Below are 21,224 nucleotides of genomic sequence, written 5' to 3'. Positions count from 1 at the left end.
CATTGTGGGAGCGGCGGAGAAGCCTGCATGCGAGCGCCGCCGGCGCGTCCGGCATGATGACGCTCGGAGACAAGTTCGAGGCGCAGAAAGGCGCCGCGCGTTTGCGGGCGGCGCTGGAGCAGGCGGTTCCCGATGAGGATTATCAGCCGGGGCTGGCTCATCAATTGCTCGTACGCCTGCCCTGGGCGGACATTTTCACCACCAATTGGGATTCATTGCTCGAGCGAGCGGTCGACACCTACGATCGCTCATACGACACGGTCGTAACTGTCGATCAAATCGCCTCGACCAGCTCTCCGCGCATCGTCAAGCTGCATGGCTGCGCTCGCTCGGGCACCCGGCTGATTTTCACCGAGGAGGACTTCCGCTCCTATCCGGTCAAATATGCGCCCTTCGTCTCGCTCGTTCAGCAGAGCCTGATGGAGAATGTCGTAGTGCTGTTCGGCTTCTCCGGCGCTGACCCCAATTTTCGCGCTTGGCACGGCTGGGTCAGAGATCATCTCAGAACCAATTTGCAACCGCTCTATCTGGTGACGGTCCGGCCGATCGACCCGATCGACATACATCTCATGTCTGGCCGGCTCATCAACACGATCGATTTGTCGCAGCACGACAAATGGAAGAACAAGAGCGACAGTCAGAAGATCGAGGCGTTTCTCGAGGGCGTCCATCAGCGGCTGCGACACTTCCGTCCCGACATGGATTGGCCATCGTCGAAGCGATTTGGACGCGCCGAGGATGGCGGACGCAAGCCCGCCGGGACGATCGACGATTGGCGCGACCGGCTCGCGTCCTATCCGCGCTGGCTGGTTGCGCCTGCGCGCAATCGAGAGGAGCTGATCGTCAGCTTGAGTGAGGCCGTCGCTCCGGCCTTCGACGCCGACCGCTTCGAGGCGTCGGGGCTGAAAGAGCTGGGAGAGACGCGGCCGCGCGATCCGGCGAAAGCCCGCGACAGGCGTTCGCGCGAGCTCGAGAGCAGAAGCCGGGACTGCGCGATCCTCGTCGCCCAGGCCTTGCTGATCGGCCTCGCGCGACCGAGCGAGGCCTTGTACCGACGGCTCGAGACTCTGCTCGCCGGCCTGCTCGGCGAGCTCTTCTCGGGCGACGCCAGCGCTGCGCGCGATCTCGACGATCTCGCCGCGCATATTTCCGCCGTCTGGACCGACGCCCATCAATCCGCAGCAGGACCGGAAAACGAGTCCGAACGCGCGCGCGCCCTGCTCGCGGCCTCCGATCGCGACCGCTACCTCGGCCGCGATCCGGCGCATACGCGCGCAAAGGTGCGGGACGCGCTCCCTCTCATCGAGCTCGTGGAGAGGGAAGCCCGCCTGCGCAGCGAGAAGGACAAGGCGCGAACATTGCGGGACATTCTCTGGCTCGCCGGCGGCGAAGGCGAAGGCAGGGAGCTCGTCCTGCGCGCCGCGATATGGCGCGCGCTCGGGGATGTCGACACCGTCGCGGTCGACGCATTGCTCCAAAAATGGCCTACCCAGTCGAGCGACGCCAGCGGCAATTTGCGGCGCGCCGCGGTGCACCGCGAGGTCGGACGTCTCAGAGTGGCGGATCACGAGATCTCGGAAGCGGTCGGGCTCCTGCGGACGCTCGGCAGCGCGAGGCAGCGCGAGATGTGGGTGAAATCGCGAGAAGCCTGGGGCTACTTCCTCTATGCGGATCTTATCGATGGCAATTGGGACGAGTTCGCACGCGGATCGGTGGGATCGACCCGCACCAATCTGACGCTGGACGAAAAATTCGACGAGCTTCAGGAACGGCTAGACGAGCTCGAGGCCAAACGATGCGATCCACGCCGGGAGCTTCGCGAGCTCGCCGGCCGCCTCGCCAACGCCATCACGCAAAGCCGCGCGACAGGCGGCGCTCCGCTCGCCGACGACTCCGCGGCGATCGAAGGGGAGCGTGGCGCACAGCGGTTCGTTTTCGCCGATCCGGCGAGCACATTCGTCATCCTGTGCGAAACCACGGGACTGCCCATCGCGTATCGCCAGGGCGCCTTTCGCCTCGCGATCGCCGCGGCCGAGCTCGTCGCTCCGACCAACCGGCGACTGGCGCTCGGACTTTTGCTGCGCAGCAGCGCGCCCGAGGACATTCCGCTCGCAGGCTCGCCGATCTTCGACAGAATTTTCGATCCCGCGCGAGCCTTGGAAGACTTCGACACGCTCGCGACGATTCTCGCGCGCCTCGTCGCATCGCCGGCGATTCATTCCGAGGTCGTCGACGGTCGTTTTCTGGACCGCAAGGTCGTGCTGCTCCAACATCTCGTCGCCGGCTTGATCCTGCGCGCGACAAACGAATCGGCAGGCCGGCTCGCAGAGCAAGGCTTCGCCCTGGCGTGTCGCGTCGCGAAGTCGCCGATTTTTCTCGCCACCGGCTGCGGATGGGATCGGCAATTATTTCTCTTCGAAGCAGCTATTGTTCGCCTTGTCGAAACGACCCACTCCACGCTCGAGGCTCTGATCACTCTCTTCGATCTCCCGGTCCCTAACGAATTCGAATCGTCCCGCGCCTCCGCATGGCCCGATCCCTTCAAGCTGCTGACAGCCGTGTGGATGTCGAAAGAAAACAACGTGAGCTCGCCCGCCACGGAAGTGAAAGCGCGGGAGCTGCTTACCGACATCTTGCCTCTCGGAAAGGAGTTGATAGAAAGCGCCCGACGAGCAATCGTAGAAGATCCGGCGAAACGTGGGAACCTGGAGCAGCTCCGCGACAAGTGGCGAGCGATCGATCGGTCCACGACAGGCCCACTGCTTCGGCCGATCATCAGGCGTCGGCTGGCCGTTCTAGAAAACTTGATAAATATCAGCGATTTGCAATGAACCTGCGCTAGGCCAAGCCTATTTGAGTGCCAGGGGCAGACTTATTTGTCAGCCCTGTCGTTCTTTCCTGTGACCAGGTAGCATTAGCCGACGCGCCGTTCTTCTGTGCCGGGTCATACCATCGCAGTTCCGATCACGAATCGGATGGTTTCACGCTGCATTGATCTCGCAATTTTGTTCAATTCATTTCCCGCAGGATCGGTCCTCAAAATCCACATTGCTTCAGAGCCGCGACATGATCGCTTCACTCGAGAAGATAGCGAAGATGCCCGCGCGTCCTGCGTAAGGACGCGATCCGATGGCCTCATCGACGAGAAGAGAGGTCGATCACTGGCGCATGGCGGCAAAGGCCACAATGGTCGCTTGCAAGCACAGCACAATCTGCACAACATCGCCTACGACGATGGCAATCAAGTATCTGATTTATAAAGCCTTATATGCCCGCACTTCGCCTCTGCCCGGCCCACCGATGAAATCAATCACTTATAAAAGTCGCTCATTTCGCCCCCGCACCGCGAAACCAAAGCCGCCGCTCGACTCGCCCTGTCAGCTGAAGTCCGGCGTAGCTCCCGCTGCCGCCGTGGCGGTCGAGCAGTGGCGTCGCGCCAGTCTCGCCCGGTCAGCCGCAATGTCCAGAAATGAAGGCGCCGGCGAGCCGGCTGCGCGGCGTCTCGAATATCTGGCGGCTCAGTCCTGCTTCGACGAGGCGCCCGTCCACTAGAAACAAGACATGGTCGCTGATGCGGCGCGCCTGGCCGATGTCATGAGTGACGATGACAATCGGATAGGAATCGCGAAGCGCGAGAATCTGCTCCTCTATATGGCGGGTGGAAAACGGGTCGAGCGCCGAACAGGGCTCGTCCATCAGAATCGCGCGCGGCCCATTGGCGAGCGCGCGCGCGAGGCAGAGCCGTTGCAGCTGTCCTCCCGAAAGTCGCGACGCGCGCTCGTGCAGACGATCCTTCACCTCTTCCCAAAGATTGACCTGTTCCAGAAACACGCGCGCGTAGGACTCGCGATCGGCTTTCTTGCAGAGGCCGTGGAAGAGCGCCCCGAACAGGACATTCTCGAGGATCGACATGGGGAAGGCCACCGGCTGCTGATGGATGAGGCCGAGGCTGCGCCGCGCCGCGCGCGGATCGACGCCGGGCGCATAGAGGTCGAGGCCGCCGAATCTCACCGAGCCGGAGAGGCGCGCGCCCGGCGTGAGCTCCAGCGTGCGATTGAGCGCCCGGACCAAGGTCGACTTGCCGCAGCCGGACGGCCCTATGATCGCAGTGACCCGCCGATCCGGAATCGCGCACGAGATGTCGCATAGCGCCGGCCTGCCGCGATAGGCCGTCGTCAGGCGATCGACCTCGAAGGCGGCCGGCGCATTCGGCGCCTGCTCGAGATCGGACGCGAGCTCCAATGCGATCATCGGTGTCTCCTCGATAGGCCGCGCGCTCAGCGCGCGAGCCGCCGTTTCAACGCTCCCGCGCAGAGATTCGCGATCAGCAGCCCGCACACCAGCGCCAGCGCGGTCGCATAGGCCTGCTCGAGATCGCCCCCTTCGCTCACGAGAAAATAGAGATGCGTCGGCAGCGTCATTGCCGGCGCGTCGAGCGTCGGAACGCCGCGGGCGAAAGCCACGGCCGCCGTCAATATGACCGGCGCCGCCGAGCCCGCCGCATGTCCGCCGGCCAGCGCCGCGACCGCCAGAATTCCGGGCCAGGCGCGCGGCAGGACGATGCGCCGCGTCACATGCCAGCGGCTGACGCCCATCGACAAGGCCGCCTCGCGCAGCGACGGCTCGACGGAGCGCAACGCCTCCTCGGCGCCGATGAGGATGATGGGCAGCATCATCAGGCCCAAGGTGAGCGCGCCGGAGAGAAGCGATATGCGAAAGCCGAAGAGAACCACCAGAACTGCATAGCCGAATAGGCCGAAGACGATGGCCGGAGTCGCGGCGAGGCATTCGGCGCCAAAGCGCAGCGCGCGCGCCGCACGCGAATTTGGCGGAGTATATTCCACGAGGCCGATGGCCGCCGCGAGGCCGAGCGGCAGCGCGAAGCATATTGCGAGCGCGACCATCGCCGCCGTGCCGAGGATCGCCGGCGCGATCCCGCCCTCCGCCCCCGGCGCGGAGCCGGCCGGCGCGCGCGTCAGAAAGACCCAGGAGACGCGCGCCGCGCCTTCCCATGCGAGATAGGCCAGAATGCCGAAGGGAAGAAGAAGACCGGCGACGCCAGCGCCCCAAGCCGCAGCGGTGAAGAAGAGATCGCATCCACGCGCGACGCGCGGCAGGGGCGCGAGAGCCGCGATGAATGCGGCGCGCGACGGCTCAGCGGTCATGGCTCAGAGCCCGCGCCTTGAGGCGCCAGATGAGCATATTGGTCGCCACGGCGACGAGAAGCAGCGCAAGGCCCGCAGCATAGAGCGCGTGATACTTCCCAGAGCCCACTCCGGCCTCCGGCAATTCGGTGGCGATCAGCGCTGTCAGCGGCTGGCCGCGATCGAGATAGGACGTCGGCGTCGAGGTCGAATTGCCGGCGAGCAGCAGCACGGCGAGCGTCTCGCCGATCGCGCGGGCGAGCCCCAGCGCCACGGCCGCGAACAGCCCAGGAAGCGCCGCCGGCGCGAGGATGCGGCGCGCGACATGGAAGCGCGTGACCCCCGCGGCATAGGCCGCCTCCACCAGCGCGCGGGGCACGGCCGCGAAGGCCTCGGCGGAAGCGCCCGCCAGGAAGGGGAGCGTCATGACGGCGAGAACGAGCGCCGCGACGAGCAGCGACTCGCCGGTCGCCATGCCGCCATGGCGCTCGAGCCACTGGACGAGCGTGACATAGCCGAGAAAGCCGTAGACGACGGAAGGCACGCCCGCCAAAAGCTCGAGACCAGGCCGCAACAGGCCGCGCATCCATAGTGGCGCGATCTCCGCGGCGAATAGCCCGATTCCGAATCCGATCGGAACGGCCAGCAGCAAGGCGAGCGCGGTCGCCATCAGCGTGGAGATCATCGCATGAGCGAAACCGAAACGCGGAGGATCGGCCGCCGGTGCCCAATCGCCGAAGAGCGCGCGCGGGTCGGAGAGCGCCGGCAGCGCCTCGGACAATATGAGCAGCAGCAGCGCGGCGAGAAAGACGATGACGAGCGCGAGAGCGGCGTAGCAGAAGAGCTGCGCCGCGCGGTCGCCGAAACGGCCGCGGATCGGCTCCAACCGGAACAAATCCGCGGTCATGTCGCTCACCTCGGCAGAGGTGCGGACGCGGCGGCTTGCCGCACCGGCACATAGCCCTGCGCGGCGATCGTCTCCTGCCCCTGCTCCAGAACATAATCGACGAAGCGCTTCGCCGTCAGCGCAGGCGTCGCGCCCTTGACGATCATCAGCAGAGGACGCGCGAGCTTATAGGCGCCGCCGACGACATTGTCGTGGCTCGGCTCGACCCCGTCGAGAGAAAAGGCCGCCAGCTGCTTGCTCTCGCCCGCGAGGCCCGCAGAAATATAGGCGATTGCGTTGCGGTTGGATTCGAGCTTCTTGAGCAGCGCGCCTTGGCTCGGCATCTGCAAGGCGCCGGGCGAGACCTGCGTCTTGCCCATGATCTTGTCTTGCAGAATTTCGGCGGAGCCGGCGCCGGCGTCGCGGACGAGCAGCACGATCTCCTGCGCCGGAAGGCGCGAGTCGATATCGCGATAGGTCTTGTATTCGCCGCTGAAGATGTTGCGCGCCTGCTCGCTCGTGAGATTGCGCCGCGATTTGGCCAAAGGATTATCGGCGCGCGCCGCAATGGCGACTGCGTCCTTGCCGACGACATATTCCTGATGCTCGCCGAGCGCATCCTTCTCGCCGCTCTTCAGATCGCGAGACGCGAGCCCGATATCGACGACTCCGGCGATGACCGATTTGATCCCGAAGCCGGAGCCGCCGCCGGTGACATAGACGATCGGCTGGGCTTTGGGGAGCGAGGGACCCGCCTCCTCCCAGCTCTTGAACCGATCCATGAAAGCGATCGCCGCATTGGTGACGGCGGGCGCCAGAGTCGTCGAGCCTCCGACGCGCAGCACGCCATCTTCCGCATGAGCGGCGAGAGAGGAGAGAAGCGAGCCGGCAATGATGGCGCCGGCCGCGAGACATGAATGAAGACGTATACGGGACATGACTACCTCGTTACGGCGTTTCGATTGTCAGAGTCGCGGTTAAGATCGCTCGTCCGACGAAAGCTCTTCGGTCGCGGCGATCGGAAACAGCCAGCGCGCCAAATCCAGATTGTGTCGGAAATAGCGCGCCTCGGGCGCGCCGCGCGCATTGTGGACGATGAGCGGCACATCGCTCTCATGCAGCGAGCCATGCGTGCGAAACTCAGGCGGCATCCGCTCCATCTCCACGTCGAGATGACCGAACACAGTGTCCTTGTCGCCGAGCGCGACGAGATCGCCGATGCGTTCCGCCATCAGGCCGAAGATTTGCGCCGCCTCCGCCCGCGTCATCACGCGCTCGACGCCTTCGAGGCCGCGCAACGCCGCCGCGACGCGCTCCGCATCCGCCGGCGCCGACAGATGCACAAAGGCCGAGCCGCCCATGCCACGATGATGGCGCAGATATTTGTCGCGTTCCGCCGAAATGGCCGCCACGACCGGCGCGCCGCGCGCGGCGAGCGCCTTCTCGAGGTCCCAGCACCGCGTCTTATAGTTCATGCCGTGATCGGCGCTGACGAGAAAAGCCGCATCGGGGGCCGCGGCCTCGGCTTCCGCCAAAAACCCGTCGAGCGCCAAGAGATGCGCTTTGGATTCGGGCGCCTCCGGCGGCCACATGTGCATCGGATAATCGGTGGTGTGGACATAGAGCACGCCGATCTCGGGCCGGCTCTTCAACACGTCGATCGCCGCGCGCATCAGCCAGTAATTGATCTCGCAGGAATAGATGTTCGGCGCCGCGCCGAGACGCTGGACCCATTCCGCGGACGGCTCCTCGGCGGCGAGCAGCAGATCCGCGCCGCGGCCGAGCAGGCTCGTCGTCTTCTTCTTGCTGGTGAGCAGAGCGGAGCGCACGCCGTAGCGGGCCGCGCGCTCGAAAAGAGTCGGCGCCAGAAGCAGCGCGTCGGTCTCCATATATTCTTCAGCGCCGGTCGAAAGATCGAGGAATGAATTGCCGATGACGCCGTGAACCGACGGCCATGCGCCGCAGCAGATCGACGCATTATTGGCGTTCGTCACCGTGGGCATCACCGCGCGGACCGGCGCGCCGATCCCGCCCTCGACCCAGCGCTTCAGCGTCGGCGTCGGACAGGCCGCGAAATAATCGGAGCCGAGCCCATCGCACATGAGAATGACGATGCGCTGATGAAGCCGATCGATCCCCGAGCCGCCATTCGCATCCGCCTTCATTCCCCCTGCCTTCTCTTGTCGATTGCCATCTCATACAGACGTCTGTATCTCTGAGCGGCAATCGACACGACGCAGGTGACGCCTTGATGACGAACGCCTCCTTCGCTCTTTCGGACGACCCCGAAGCCCCGCTCTGGCGGCGAGCGGAACGCGCCATTTCGGCGGCGATCGAAGCCGGGCGGTTCGGAGCCGGCGATCGATTGCCGCCGGAACATCGATTGGCCGCAGAGCTCGGCGCGCATCGGCACACGGTGCGGCGCGCCGTCGAAAGCCTCGTCGGGCGCGGCCTGCTGGAGATCAGGCGCGGCCGCGGCACCTATGTCGCGAGCGGGCCCATCCCCTATCGCATCGGCCCGCGCTCGCGTTTCACGGAGAATATGGAAAAGGTCGGCCTACGACCGGATGTGAGGGTTCTGCGCTCCGCCACGACGCCTGCGGATCGAGAAGCGGCGCAGCGACTGCGCCTCGAGGTCGGCGCGCCGATCGTCGGTCTCGACCTGCTGCGCAGCGGCGACGACGTTCCGATCGTTCTTGCCCGGCACAGCTTTCCGGCCGATCGCTTCGCCGACTTCGCGGAACGCTTCGCGAAGACGCGTTCCATCACACAGACCTTCGCCAGCTATGGCGTGGTCGGCTACACGCGCAAGGCGACGCGCATCTCCGCCCGGCTGCCGACGTCGCAAGAGGCGCAGGATCTGGCGGCGTCCCCCACCGCTCCGATCCTCGCCTGGACCAGCGTCAACGTCGACACGGATGGGCGTCCGATCGATCTCGACGCCAGCGCCTTCGCGGCGTCGCGCGTCGACATCATTTTCGACGACGAAAGTTCCTGATCGACATCGGCGCTTGCGGGCGCCGCACAAACTGCATAACATCGCCAGCGGAGACGGCAATCAAACATTTGATTTTTAACGATTTATACGCCTGCGCTTCGCCTCCTGCCCGGCCCACCAATGAAATCAAATATATCCAATCAAGCGCAGCGCTCCTTGCGTTTCTTGTCCCCAGTTTTGTCCCCAAATTGGCGGGCGCCGATCATCGCGACCTCGGCGCGCAAATGGTCGGCGCGAGATGGCCATAGTGCCGCTCGACCATCGCTTCGCCCGCCCCGCCGAGTTCTATCTCCACGCGCCGCGTCTTTGCCGCACGCGGCTCCGCCGGCGACTGGCGCTCGATCTTTTCCGCGCGGAGAGAGGCAGCGCGTCGCCATCCAAAAAGTTGCGACGGCGTGATATCCAGCGAACGGGCCAGCGCCGAGATATTCGTGCCGGGCTCCAGCGACGCGGTGATCGCTCGATCCTTGAAGTCCTCCGACCAACGTCGGCGTTCTCCGACCGGCGCTCCTTCGAGACGTTCGGCGCGGACCTCGATGAACTGGTTCGTGTCAGTTCTGCGCATAGGCGTAGACATAGATGTTGCTAAGAATGGCGCCGGGTGAACGCTTACGATGAAAGCGCGATCGACGCCTTCGGGGCGCCGCCCGGCGGTTGGCCGAATGCGCCAATTGGCGGAACGCATTGCCCTTTCGGCTTCGTCCGAGGACGATCAGACATAGCCCGAGGCGATCACTTGGCGCGACGGCGCAACGCCTCGACTGTACCTCAATCGGACGAGATGAGAAAATAAAAACAGGGCGCAGATCGAAGCCAGCATGACGAAAAGCGAGAAATGCCGCTCGTAGCCGAAGCCCAAAACGTAAGGAGCAGCATAGCCCACCGTCAGAAAAAGGCTGGCGATCGCCACGCGTCGCGCCGGCGCGTCGCCGCAGATCAGCAAATACAGGCTGGCGCCCGATCCGAAGAGCTCGAGCGCGCGACCGACCGCGAGCCAACCGCCGCCGATCCATTCCTCGAGCGCGCCTCGCTTCTTCTCCTCGAGCCCCGAGGTCATTGTATGAGGTATGAGGCGTGGCGAAAGCAGCACACTGTATAATTTGACGCCGAAGGCCTGTAGCGCCGCAGCCGGATGCTCGATTATCCAATCCATCGCCCGCTTCTTGTAATCGTCGTTCCATGCCCATTCCGAATCGAAGCCGCTACGCCCCTTTTCGTTCGGCAGGTCGATCGCGCGGCCTTCGCAAACGCGGATCGGCTCGAACAGCATGTCGAGGCTACATCTTGGATAAATGTCCAGAGTATGGGTATTCCAGCCGCGGAACATATTCTCGCCATCATAGCTCGACATCGGCGACAGTCTGTGTCCCGTCGCGTAATTATGCCCAAGCCAAGACGCCGGCGCCGCCAACGCCATAACGATCAGCGCCGACCCCAGCCGCTTCCGTCCAGCTGCGAAAGCGACATAGACGACGATCGCCGTCGTCGCGGCCCAGACGACAATCATCGACGACTTGAATAGATAGGCGGCCGAGACAGCGGCGATCGGCGCAGCATAGCGGTTCCATCCGGCCCTCTCGAGATCGCCGCTCAGTAAGGTCAACGCGCCAACGGCCGCAATGGCGAGTATCTCGAGCAAATAGCCCTCTTCGTAATGCGCCACCGCCGCATGCTTGATCAGATTGGGAGCGAGCAGAATAAAACCCGCGACGGCCACATAGAAGGCGACGTGTAGCCTCGTCGGCGCGACGAGGCTCTTCTCTACCCCACGACATGCGAAAATAACCAGCAGGGTGAGCAGGATCGCCTTGATTACGGCGGCGCTGCGAAGGCTCGACGTAACCGCGGATGTGGCCCAGAGAAAATACGGAAGCCCCGGCATTCTCGAGGAATGGTCGCACGCGCCATAGTCGCACGAAACAAATCCTCTACCTTCGACGAGCGACTGAACATAGGGATCGAATTGGAAGCCCGGCTCGAGGATCGACCACCCGCCGGGCACATAGACGAATATGGCGACGAGTTTCAACAGGCCCATGAACGCGATCAGCGCCATCGGCGCCGGAATTCTCCGCGCGACCTCCACGAAGGTGGACGAATTCCGAGCGGAAGAGACTTTGAGCAAATCGTCGGATCGAATGTTCATAGGGATGTCACGCCGCGCGAGGCGCGCTCCTTGTCGGCGCCGACGCGAAACGGCGGCAGTTGCGAAAAGAAAAGCGGGTCACAGATCGCCACCAGCGTGATGTAGATCGAAAAATGGCATTCGACGCCAAAACTCGTAAGATAGGCGCGGCGAAGGCAAAGGCGATCGACCGGCCTGCCACCGCGACCTGGCGAACCGACGCGCCGCGGGAGAGCAGACACAGGCTCGCGCACCGGCCGGACGATTCGAAAAAATGCCGACGCCGCGGACCACCGCCTCGACGCCACTGTGATCGATGTTCCGTCGGCCAGAAGCCGACGAAAAATCGATCGATAATGTACATCTAACCAATCTTTCATGATCGAGCGCGGACCATGATCCGAATCACGTCAGGCAGCGACACCGCTAGCTGACTACAACCTGTGTCTTAACAGGAAGTGGACTTACGTCTTCTCGGCGCAGCACTGCGTCGACCGTGTTTTCGGCATGGAGGCGCCGTCAACGATAAATTCCAGACCCAGGTAAATTCTTTAAATTTCGACGTCCAAACGTACGTAGAGGAAATCTTATCGTTTCGTTCGATAGAGTCCCGTTCGGCGTGGGCGACATTCGTTTGGCCGAGCGGCTCCACCGCTTCATGGGGTTCGGGAGTTTTCGATGAAAATCGCGTCCTTGCCGAAGTTCGAAGAGGAGACGTCCAACATACAGACGCGCGAAGAGAGCCATCTTCCCCATGACCTCTCTCTCCCACTGGTGATCGATCTCGACCGAACGCTCATCACAACGGACGCGCTCCACGAATCTCTGTTCTTTTTCCTCAAGCGGCGAGCCGCCGCCGCCTGGCGGATCCCGTTCTGGATCTTGTCGGGGCGAGCGATCGTGAAAAGTCGTCTCGCCGTGGCCGTCACCGACGCGGACGTCGACACCTTTCCCGTCAACCCAGATCTGGTCGCTCTCGCGGAGCGCGAAGCGAGACTCGGACGGCGCGTCATCCTGGCGACAGGCGCAGACATTTCTATCGCGCTGAAGATCCAGCGACGCTTTCCTTTCTTCGACGAAATTATCGCTTCGGCCGACGGTCGCAATATGAAAGGCGCAGAGAAAGCCGAAGAAGTGGCGCATCGCCTGCCAGGTGGGTTCATCTACGCCGGCGATTCCTCAGCCGACCTTCATGTCTGGCGCAAGGCGTCCGCTGCGATTTTCGTCGGGCGCTCCAAGTCCATGGAGAAGAAGATCGAAACGTTGACGGACCTCGTCGCGGTCCTTCCGAGCAATGCTTTGAGCTTTCCAACGCTGCGACGCGGATTGCGGCTGCATCAATGGGCCAAAAATGCGCTCGTCTTCGTTCCGCTCATCCTCGGTGGAAAGGCGCACGACGCCTCCGCCTGGCTGCACGCATTCGCCGGCTTCGTCGCACTGAGCCTGCTCGCCTCGGCGACCTATGTTCTCAACGATCTGTGGGATTTGACCGAGGATCGGAGGCATTGGTCGAAAAAGAAACGGCCATTCGCGAGCGGCGATCTGCCAATCGCCACCGGCGTGGCCCTGATCGCCGGCGGAGGAACGATCTCCCTCCTGCTCGCCGTTTGGGCGGGACCGAGCTGCGTTGTGACGCTCGCGCTCTATCTCGCCGTCAGCCTCGCCTATTCGTTCCAGTTGAAGCGGGAGCCTATCGTCGACCTCTTCGTTCTCGCCTCGCTGTTCTCTATGCGGCTGGCGCTTGGCGTCGTCGTCACGGATGTGGTGTTTTCGCCCTGGCTATTCGTCTTCTCGATGTTCATCTTCTTGTCCCTGTCGGCGGCCAAGCGCCAAACCGAGATCACGCGCATGGTCGCGCATGGTCTCGAACATACGCCGGGACGAGGCTATCATGCGAGCGACGCGCCGCTCGTTCTGGCGCTCGGCGTCGGCTCGATGATAGCGACTGTTCTCATACTGGTAATCTATCTCTTCGAGGACGCATTTCCGGCTGGCTATTACAAGCACCCACAACTGCTCTGGAGCTTCCCGCTCGTCATCTTCCTGTGGCTCGGACGCGTGTGGCTGAAGTGTCATCGCGATGAGCTGAACGACGATCCTGTCGCCTTCGCGCTCAAAGACAAGGTCAGCCTGTTCTATGGAGCGACGATGGCGACTTTTTTCTGCGCGGCGGCGTTGCTGTGACGATACCGACGCCTTTCAACGAGCGGCAAGACATTCTTTCCTGGGGCCGCACGACGCGCTCACTCCAGCGAATCGCGCAGCCCGCCTTTCGCGACGAGTTGCGACCTCTTCTCGAAGACACGCTAGCCTCGAGCCGTCTGGCGATCGGGCTACGGCGCTCGTATGGCGACTCCTGCCTCAATAGCGCGGGCGCGCTCGTCGATATGAGCAGGCTCGACCGCTTTCTCTCACTCGATGTCGAAAACGGAGTGCTACGCGCCGAAGCCGGCGTAAGCCTCTCCGACATTCTGCGTCTCGCCGTGCCCAAAGGCTGGTTTTTGCCGACCACTCCAGGGACACGCTTCGTCACGCTCGGCGGCGCCATCGCCAACGACGTGCATGGCAAGAATCATCACCGCACTGGTTCGTTCGGGCGTCATGTACGCGCTATCGGCTTACTACGCAGCGATCTCGGCAGACTGACAGTGACGCCGGAAAGTGATCCGAATCTATTCAACTCGACGATCGGCGGCCTGGGCCTCACCGGCGTCATCGAATGGGTAGAGCTGCGACTTTCGAAAATCGGCGGCAGCTATCTGGATGTCGAAATCATCCCTTATGACGATCTCGACGCCTTTTGGGCTTTGGCGGAAGAAAGCGCAGATCGATTCGAGCATACAGTCGCCTGGATCGACAGCACGGCGCGCGGTCCGCGCTTGGGGCGAGGCATCTTCTCGCGCGCCAATTGGATCGGCGACGGCGCCTATGACTCGCACGATGACGAGAGCTGGAAGCGAGTTCCGATCGAAGCGCCCGAGTTCGTTCTCAATCGATGGACGGTCGGCGCATTCAACGAGCTTTATTATCGCGTCAACCTCGCCGCGCGCGGCGCGAGCCCGCGTCATTACACGAAGTTCTTTTATCCGCTCGATGCGGTGAAGGATTGGAACAAGCTCTATGGCAGACGCGGATTGATGCAATATCAATGCGTCGTGCCGCGCGAGACCCAGCGCGAGGCGATTCCTGCCCTTCTCGACGTCGTGACCCGCTCCGGTCGAGCATCTTTTCTCGCAGTGCTGAAAACTTTCGGGGATCTTGTATCGCCAGGATTGCTGTCATTCCCCCGTCCGGGGGCGACGCTTGCGCTCGACTTTCCTTTTCGCGGGAACGAGACGCTCGCAACGATGGCGCAGCTCGACTCGATCCTGATGGCGGCCGGGGGCGCGCTCTATCCGGCCAAGGACGGTCGCATATCACGCGAGCTGTTCCAGCGGTCTTTCCCGCGGTGGGAGCAGCTCGCGAAGGACCCCGCGATCAATTCGGATTTCTGGAGACGAGTCGCCGAATGAACGACCAAGGGAAACGCATCGTCATTCTCGGAGCGACTTCCGCGATCGCTGAAGCGACCGCACGGATTTGGGCCGCGCGTGGCGTACATCTCGCGTTGGTCGGCCGCAACACGGACCGTCTGCAGGCCATCGCCGCAGATCTCGCCACGCGCGGCGCAGCGCGAGCATTTCCTGTAGAGCTCGATTGCGCGACGGCCGATGCGGCGGCGGAGCTCGCCAAAATGGAAGAGGCGCTCGGCGGCCTCGACATTGTGCTTCTCGCCTATGGCGTTCTCGGCGACCAAGCGCGGTTGGAGAGCGATCCACTAGCCGTCGAGGCGCTGATCGCCGTCAATTTCACCAGCGCTACGGCCTGGTGCTTGGCCGCCTCGGCCATTTTCGAGAAACGGCGCGCCGGCGCTCTGCTGGTCATCGGATCAGTGGCTGGAGATCGCGGTCGGCGCTCGAATTTCGTGTATGGCGCGACGAAAGGCGGTCTCGCTCGCCTCGTCGAAGGAATTGCCCATAAGCTCGCGCCACTCGGCGCTCGCGCTGTGGTGATCAAGCCTGGTTTCGTGGATACGCCAATGACGGCCGGCATCGAAAAAAAGGGCTTTCTGTGGGCCACGCCCGACAAAGTGGCGACAACTATTGCAGATGCGGGCGAGCGCAGGGGACCGGTGGTCTACGCGCCACCGCTATGGGCGCTGATAATGGCGGTCATTCGGCATCTACCGAGCTTCGCTTTTAATAAGCTCAATATTTGAAGGAGCCTCGCATGACCATTGAAGCCGGAACGTACGGCTCCGAAGCCGGTAAGGAAGGAGGTCGTTTCCTCCTCTTCGTGACGCTCGGGGGATGCGCCGCGGCCGTCAATTGGCTATCGCGCTTTCCGTTGGAACATTTCATGCCGTTTTCGGCGGCCGTCGTCGTCGCCTATCTAGCAGGAATGGCAATCGCGTTCACTCTGTTCAGCCGCTACGTTTTTCCACACTCGCCGCGACCGCTCGTCGAACAGGCGAAATTTTTCGCGCTCGTCAATCTCGCCGGCATAACTCAGGTCTGGCTGATCTCGATGGGACTCGCGCATCATCTTTTTCCAGCGCTCGGCTTCAGTGGCCCATTCGCCGAGCCAGTCGCGCATGGCCTAGCCATTGGCGCACCGACCGTCTCGAGCTATTTTGGACATAAATTCTTGACGTTCAAAGGCGCCTGAGCGATCGGAGTCGTGCACGCCTCATCTACACATGACATTTATCAAAATGGCTCGACGCGATCGTGGTCGAGTAGCTCGGCCATTCGGCTTCGCCTGTCGGAGGCGAGGACATTGCATCCGAGCGCCAACATCGGAGCGCTCTATGCTCTCGGCGAAGAACTTCGCCACCACGCCTCTCCGGATTCGATTGCCGAATTCTCGCGACCGATCTGAATTTCGCGTCCGATGAAACAATCGCGCTCGCGCCCTTCGAGCGGATCATCGCGTTTCGGACTATGTAGTGACGCGCCAGACGATGGACGATCGGCAGGCGATCTCCGTCGGCGAGGCGCTGCTCTCCAATGTCAGCGGCGTGACGCAGGGCATCAGCGGCATCGAGCTGTTCACGGTGCGCGGCTTCTATAGCACCGTCGGCAATATCTACAAGAACGGGCTGATGGAATATAGGCTGCGCAATCTCGACACGACCAACCTTCAATCAATCGAAGTGCTGAAAGGTCCGGCGGCCATGCTGTTCGGCAGAGGCGAGCCCGGCGGCATCATCAATCTGGTCGTCAAGCGTCCGCTCGAGACGCCCTATTTTTCATTGCACCAACAGGTGAAATCCTTCGGCGAAACGCGAACGACGCTCGACGCCACCGGGCCGCTGAACGACGAAAAGAGCGTTCTCTACCGTTTCAACGGCGAATTCTACAGCACCGATTCCTATCGCAATTTCGTGACCGATCGGAATCTCTTCATCGCGCCGACGATCACGATTCGTCCGATCGAACAATTCAAGATGAACATCGACTTCGAATATCAGAACAAGACCTCGCACTTTCATCGGCTCTCTGCGCGTGGAGTTCTAGAGTTTACAGCCGAAGCGGACGCCGGTTCGGCGTTGGAAACACGTCAAAACAAATGCCTGGAGTCTTTCCGCATTTCAATGAAACACGGAAAGACTCTAGCCGAGCGCATGTGCCGCCAGCGCATAGGCGATCCAGACAAACCCCACGGACGACACGAGGAAGCTCAGAGCCGTGTAGACCTTCCACAAAGGCTTGCTCCAGAAGCTCGGATCGAAGGCCGCGATGGTGAAGACCGTCGGATTGGAAAATCCGCCGATGGCGACGCACCAGCAAGCGATAAGGGGAAGCTCGACTCCGGAGCCGTAGAATCCGACGCCGAACAGCGCCATCAACGCATAGTCGACATGCGCTCTGATCATCGTCTTATAATCGATGACGAAGCTGTCGACGGCCTTTATCGGGAACCATTTCGCGAATGTCATCAGCCACGCTGTCGTAATGAGAGCGATGATACAGGCCGCGGAGCTGACAAGCAGGATTTTCATCGGCGTTTCCTTGTAATTTTTCAGTGGCCCAGCCTGTTCTCATCCGGCGTGGTCGCTCACGGCTCTAGAAAATAGCCCGAGTATCTTTGGGCAATTGTCCCGACAGCGGAGAAGTTCCCGGCGGCCGGGGGCTGCAGGAAGCGAGGGCGCCATGACGGCGGCGGCAGGGAACCTCGAACGCGCCCGAGCATCGGGACCGCGCCTCGTCTTCGGCAGATCGACGCGGGAGACGCCGAAGCGACGAGACGCGGCGCTGAAGATCGATCTTTGGCGTGGACCCACGAGCGCGAATGGCGCGAAGATGGCGGACGCGCCTCGCTGAGCGAGAGCGCTTCGACCGAAGGCTCTCTCTTTCCTCGCCCGGCGCTTTCCGACCGACCGGCGCGCGGTCTCTATTCCGTCGCGACGGCGGTCTCGACGTCGCTCGGGTCGATGCGCCGCGCGAGGCCGGCGGCGAGCTTGTCGTGATCGAGCTCGCCCTCCCACCAGGCGACGACGATCGCCGCGACGCCATTGCCGCAGATATTGGTGAGCGCGCGGCACTCGCTCATGAATTTATCGACGCCGATGACGATCGCCATGCCCGGCGCAAGGCGCGGATCGATGGAGGAGAGCGTCGCGCCGAGCGTGATGAAGCCAGCGCCGGTCACACCGGATGCGCCTTTCGAGGTCAGCATGGCCACAGTGAGAATGACGAATTGCTGCCCCGCCGTCAGATGCACCCCGAGCGCCTGCGCAATGAACAGGCTCGTCAGCGTCATATAAATATTGGTGCCGTCGAGATTGAAGGAATAGCCTGTCGGCACCACGAGGCCGACGACGGATTTCGAGCAGCCCAAACGCTCGAGCTTCTCCATCAGCTGCGGCAGCGCGCTCTCAGAGGAGGAGGTGCCGAGCACGATCAGCAATTCGTCGCGAATATAGGCGAGGAATCGCAATATATCGAAGCCGACGATGCGCGCGACGAGGCCGAGCGCGACGACGACGAATAATATGGAGGTGAGATAGAAAGAGCCGACGAGCCATGCGAGGCTCATCAACGATTGCGAGCCATATTTGCCGACCGTGTAGCCCATGGCCCCGAAAGCGCCGATCGGCGCAGCCTTCATCACAATGGCGATGACGCCGAACATGGCGTGGCCGGCCTCGTCGATGAAGCCGCGCAGCGCCCTACCTCGCTCGCCCAGCGCCATCAGCGCGAAGCCGAACAGAATGGAGAACAGCAGCACCTGCAGAATATCGCCTTTGGCGAAGGCGCCGATGACGCTGTCGGGAATAACGCCGAGCACGAATTCCACCGGCGTGCGCTGCGCGCCGGGCTCGAGATATTTGGCGACGGCGGCGGGGTCCGCCTTGCCGGAAAAGCCTTCGCCCGGCCGCAGCACATTGCCGACGAGGAGCCCGAGCGCCAGAGCGACGGTCGAGACCACCTCGAAATAAACCAGCGCCTTGATTCCGACGCGGCCGACCTTGGCGGCGCTCTCGAGATGGGCGATGCCGGAGACGATGGTGCAGAAGATGATCGGCGCGATGACCATTTTGATGAGATTGACGAAGCCCTTGCCCATCGCCTCCATCCAGGGGCTCTTGGCGATGTCGGGGAAATAGACGCCGAGCAGCGCGCCGAGCACGATCGCCGCGAGCACCTGGAGGTAGAGGCTATGCGCGTTTTTGCGCTTCGGCGCCTCGGCAATGGCGGCTGCGGTCAATTTTGGCCCCTCTCTCCAGCTATTCGGTCGACTGTTCCTAGACCTGGAGAAGAGAGCCGACAATGGCAAGCCGAGACCGGCCGCTCACGCGCTCACCATGTCGAGCCGCATCAGCGTTCGCGCATCGAGCGTCAGCGTCAGCGCGCCGAAAATCTCCTCGAGCTGGGCGACGCTCGTCACGCTGACGATGGGCGCGGTGACGCCGGACTGCGCCAATAGCCAAGCGATGGCGATCTGCGCCGGCGTGGCGCGAAATTGCGCGGCGGCGCGGTCCAGCTCGCGCAATATATCGAGGCTGCGCTCGTCGAGAATGCCTGCGACGACGGCGCCGCGCGCCGCGCCGACCGTATCCCCCATGGATCGATATTTGCCGGTGAGGAAGCCCGCCTCCAGCGCCCGGAAGGGGATGACGCCCAGCTCTTCCTCGAGGCACAGCCGGCGCAGATCGCCCTCGTAATAGGCGCGGGTGACGAGATTATAATGCGGCTGCAGGCAGGAGAAGAGCGGCAGCCCGTGCGCTCGCGCGGCCGCCAGCGCCTCGGCGAGGCGCGGCGCCGAATAATTGGAGGCGCCGATGGCGCGCGCCTTGCCGCTCTGTATGAGCGTCGCGAAGGCTTCCAGCGTCTCCTCGAAGGAGGTCGCCGTATCGTCGAAATGCGCCTGATAGAGATCGATGCGATCGGTTCTCAGACGGCGCAGCGAGTCCTCGGCCGAGCGGATGATATGCGCGCGCGAGAGCCCCTTGCCCACATCGGGCATATTGCCGCCGACCTTGGTGGCGATCAGCACGCGATCGCGCTTTCCCGTCGCCTGAAGCCAATCGCCGATGATCGTCTCGGATTCGCCGCCGCTATGGCCGGGAACCCAGGTCGAATAGGTGTCCGCCGTGTCGAGCAGCGAGAAGCCGCGATCGACGAAAGCGTCCAGAATGGCGCAGGAGGCCGCCGCATCGGCCGTCCAGCCGAAGACGTGGCAGCCGAGCACGAGCGGCGCGCAGGCGAGGCCCGAGCGACCGAGCCGACGATGTTCCATCGAAACGCTCCGCTTCCGGCTCGCAGCTAGCAGTTGCTGTAATCTTCCGGGGCGATGCGGACGTGCATGCCGTCGAGGCTCGAGTCGAATTTCATCTGGCAGGCGAGGCGCGAATTGATCTCGCGATTGGTGGCCTTGGCCAGCATGATGGCCTCGGCGGGCTCCATGGGGGGCATAGCGACGCCTTCGGGCAGATCGACATAGATTTGGCAGGTGGCGCAGGTGCAGCTGCCGCCGCATTCCGCGACCAGCTCCTCGACGCCGGATTTGCGGATCAGCTTCATCATCGTCGCGCGATCCTTGCCGGCGATCTCCGACAACGTCCCGTCGCGCGTTTCGAGCGTGAATTTCGTCATCGTCACTGTCCGATGTTCAAGGAGAGCAAATCCGCGCTCACGGTATGGCGGCTCGCCACATTTCCATCGCGCGCCATGCGGACCGTCGCGAGGCCCGCCGTCTGGGCGGCGTCCAGCTCCTCCTCATTCTCCGACAGCACGAGGACGGAGCCGGCTGCCAGGCCCAGATTCTCGCAGAGGTCGCGATAGGAGCCGGGCTCGATCTTCTGGCCGAGGGTCGTGTCGAAAAAGCCTTCGAACAGGGCCGTCACCTGCTCGGAGGAGGAATGGCTCAGCAGCAGCTTCTGCGCCAATTCGGAATTGGACGAGTAGACGAAGAGACGAAGCCCGGCCGCGGCCCAGGCCGAGAGACAGCCGGCGACATCCGGATAGAGCTCCGCCGCGAGCGCGCCCGATGCATAGGCCTCCTGCCAGATGAGGCCCTGAATGACTTTCAGCGGCGTCGCTTTGCGACCCTGCTTCATCCAGCGCAGCAGCAGAGATTCCGCCTGAGTGGGATCGAGCTCATAACCGCCCATGAGGCGGCCGGTCTCCTCCAGCGCCTCCTCCACCTCTTCGTCCTCGGCATGCTCGACAATATAGCCGCCGAGCCGCGTGGCGGCGAGCGGCAGCAGCGTGTCATTCATGAAGGTCATGGGCAGGACCACGCCTTCGAGATCGATCAGGACGACGCGAATGGGCTCGCTCATCGCGCCGCCTCCCCCGCGCAGAATTGTCCGAATAACGCCATCGAAGCGCGCGCCTTTCCCGGTTGTTTGAGGAAAGACAGCATGATTTGTGCCGCGCCCTGCTCGAGGCTGTGGATTACCGCGCCGCAGCATGGCAAGAAGGGCGAGAGGGCGTAAGATCGCGCCGGCCCGGGGAAAAGGGCGCATTCCCCCCCTATAGGGGGAGGGCCGGACGGCGGAGCCGTCCGGGATGGGGTGCGCCG

General features: G+C 63.0%; 18 protein-coding genes. 7 read left to right on the top strand and 11 right to left on the bottom strand.

Features of this window, described 5'->3' with window-relative positions; all coding sequences use genetic code 11:
• The first annotated feature begins 53 nt into the window (after nt 1–53).
• Nucleotides 54–2,831 (top strand): SIR2 family protein, encoded by a 2,778-nt coding sequence (locus KP010_RS13200; RefSeq protein ID WP_216280943.1) that lies wholly within the window; start codon nt 54–56, stop codon nt 2,829–2,831.
• A gap of 619 nt (nt 2,832–3,450) precedes the next feature.
• Here KP010_RS13200 and KP010_RS13195 read toward each other — a convergent pair.
• From KP010_RS13195 to KP010_RS13175, 5 genes are read right to left on the bottom strand one after another with little or no spacing between them, the layout of a single operon-like run.
• The gene (locus KP010_RS13195) at nt 3,451–4,251 is read right to left on the bottom strand and encodes a phosphate ABC transporter ATP-binding protein (protein ID WP_216280942.1); all 801 of its coding nucleotides are present in this window, start codon (nt 4,249–4,251) and stop codon (nt 3,451–3,453) included.
• A 26-nt stretch (nt 4,252–4,277) separates the two neighbouring features.
• Complete coding sequence (gene pstA, locus KP010_RS13190) at nt 4,278–5,165, bottom strand: phosphate ABC transporter permease PstA (protein ID WP_216280941.1); 888 nt, start codon at nt 5,163–5,165, stop codon at nt 4,278–4,280.
• Entirely contained in the window at nt 5,155–6,051 is an 897-nt protein-coding gene (gene pstC, locus KP010_RS13185) for a phosphate ABC transporter permease subunit PstC (protein WP_216280940.1), read from the bottom strand. Before pstC ends, pstA begins: the two co-directional genes overlap by 11 nt.
• 5 nt (nt 6,052–6,056) lie before the next feature.
• The gene (locus KP010_RS13180; RefSeq protein WP_216280939.1) at nt 6,057–6,968 is read right to left on the bottom strand and encodes a phosphate ABC transporter substrate-binding protein; all 912 of its coding nucleotides are present in this window, start codon (nt 6,966–6,968) and stop codon (nt 6,057–6,059) included.
• Nucleotides 6,969–7,007: 39 nt separating this feature from the next.
• On the bottom strand, nt 7,008–8,195 hold the full coding sequence (locus KP010_RS13175; RefSeq protein ID WP_216280938.1) for an alkaline phosphatase family protein: 1,188 nt from the start codon (nt 8,193–8,195) through the stop codon (nt 7,008–7,010).
• 86 nt (nt 8,196–8,281) lie between these two features.
• Between KP010_RS13175 and phnF the strand changes: the two genes are divergently transcribed.
• Nucleotides 8,282–9,028 (top strand): phosphonate metabolism transcriptional regulator PhnF, encoded by a 747-nt coding sequence (phnF, locus tag KP010_RS13170; protein WP_216280937.1) that lies wholly within the window; start codon nt 8,282–8,284, stop codon nt 9,026–9,028.
• A 202-nt stretch (nt 9,029–9,230) separates the two neighbouring features.
• Here the strand turns inward: phnF and KP010_RS23320 are convergent, their stop codons facing one another.
• Nucleotides 9,231–9,593, bottom strand: a complete 363-nt coding sequence (locus tag KP010_RS23320) for a transposase (protein ID WP_216280936.1) — start codon at nt 9,591–9,593, stop codon at nt 9,231–9,233.
• A 147-nt stretch (nt 9,594–9,740) separates the two neighbouring features.
• A complete protein-coding gene (locus KP010_RS13160) occupies nt 9,741–11,084 on the bottom strand; it encodes a hypothetical protein (protein ID WP_142861458.1) in 1,344 nt (447 codons plus the stop codon).
• 747 nt (nt 11,085–11,831) lie between these two features.
• On the opposite strand from KP010_RS13160, the gene KP010_RS13155 reads away from it, so the two are divergent.
• The 5 genes from KP010_RS13155 (at nt 11,832) to KP010_RS23310 (ending at nt 17,271) form a co-directional block, all read left to right on the top strand.
• Nucleotides 11,832–13,337: a UbiA family prenyltransferase gene (locus tag KP010_RS13155; protein ID WP_142861459.1), complete on the top strand. Its 1,506-nt coding sequence runs from the start codon at nt 11,832–11,834 to the stop codon at nt 13,335–13,337.
• The gene (locus tag KP010_RS13150) at nt 13,334–14,665 is read left to right on the top strand and encodes an FAD-binding oxidoreductase (RefSeq protein ID WP_246659669.1); all 1,332 of its coding nucleotides are present in this window, start codon (nt 13,334–13,336) and stop codon (nt 14,663–14,665) included. The genes KP010_RS13155 and KP010_RS13150 overlap by 4 nt, the downstream gene beginning before the upstream one ends.
• Nucleotides 14,662–15,411 carry an SDR family NAD(P)-dependent oxidoreductase gene (locus KP010_RS13145; RefSeq protein ID WP_142861460.1) on the top strand — a complete coding sequence of 250 codons (750 nt, stop codon included), beginning with the start codon at nt 14,662–14,664 and terminating at the stop codon, nt 15,409–15,411. The genes KP010_RS13150 and KP010_RS13145 overlap by 4 nt, the downstream gene beginning before the upstream one ends.
• A gap of 11 nt (nt 15,412–15,422) precedes the next feature.
• Entirely contained in the window at nt 15,423–15,860 is a 438-nt protein-coding gene (locus KP010_RS23315) for a GtrA family protein (protein WP_142861461.1), read from the top strand.
• 280 nt (nt 15,861–16,140) lie between these two features.
• On the top strand, nt 16,141–17,271 hold the full coding sequence (locus tag KP010_RS23310; RefSeq protein ID WP_343219780.1) for a TonB-dependent receptor plug domain-containing protein: 1,131 nt from the start codon (nt 16,141–16,143) through the stop codon (nt 17,269–17,271).
• 317 nt (nt 17,272–17,588) lie between these two features.
• Here the strand turns inward: KP010_RS23310 and dctA are convergent, their stop codons facing one another.
• From dctA to mtnC, 4 genes are all read right to left on the bottom strand, one after another.
• Nucleotides 17,589–18,905 (bottom strand): C4-dicarboxylate transporter DctA, encoded by a 1,317-nt coding sequence (gene dctA, locus KP010_RS13130; RefSeq protein WP_142861462.1) that lies wholly within the window; start codon nt 18,903–18,905, stop codon nt 17,589–17,591.
• Nucleotides 18,906–18,989: 84 nt separating this feature from the next.
• Nucleotides 18,990–19,937 (bottom strand): aldo/keto reductase, encoded by a 948-nt coding sequence (locus tag KP010_RS13125; RefSeq protein ID WP_142861463.1) that lies wholly within the window; start codon nt 19,935–19,937, stop codon nt 18,990–18,992.
• Nucleotides 19,938–19,963: 26 nt separating this feature from the next.
• A complete protein-coding gene (locus KP010_RS13120; RefSeq protein WP_142861464.1) occupies nt 19,964–20,293 on the bottom strand; it encodes a ferredoxin in 330 nt (109 codons plus the stop codon).
• Nucleotides 20,294–20,295: 2 nt separating this feature from the next.
• A complete protein-coding gene (gene mtnC, locus KP010_RS13115; protein ID WP_142861465.1) occupies nt 20,296–20,982 on the bottom strand; it encodes an acireductone synthase in 687 nt (228 codons plus the stop codon).
• Nucleotides 20,983–21,224 lie beyond the last annotated feature (242 nt).

This window comes from Methylosinus sp. KRF6 (assembly GCF_018887255.1).
GTDB lineage: Bacteria > Pseudomonadota > Alphaproteobacteria > Rhizobiales > Beijerinckiaceae > Methylosinus > Methylosinus sporium.
This window is presented reverse-complemented; position numbering and strand designations above follow the sequence as displayed.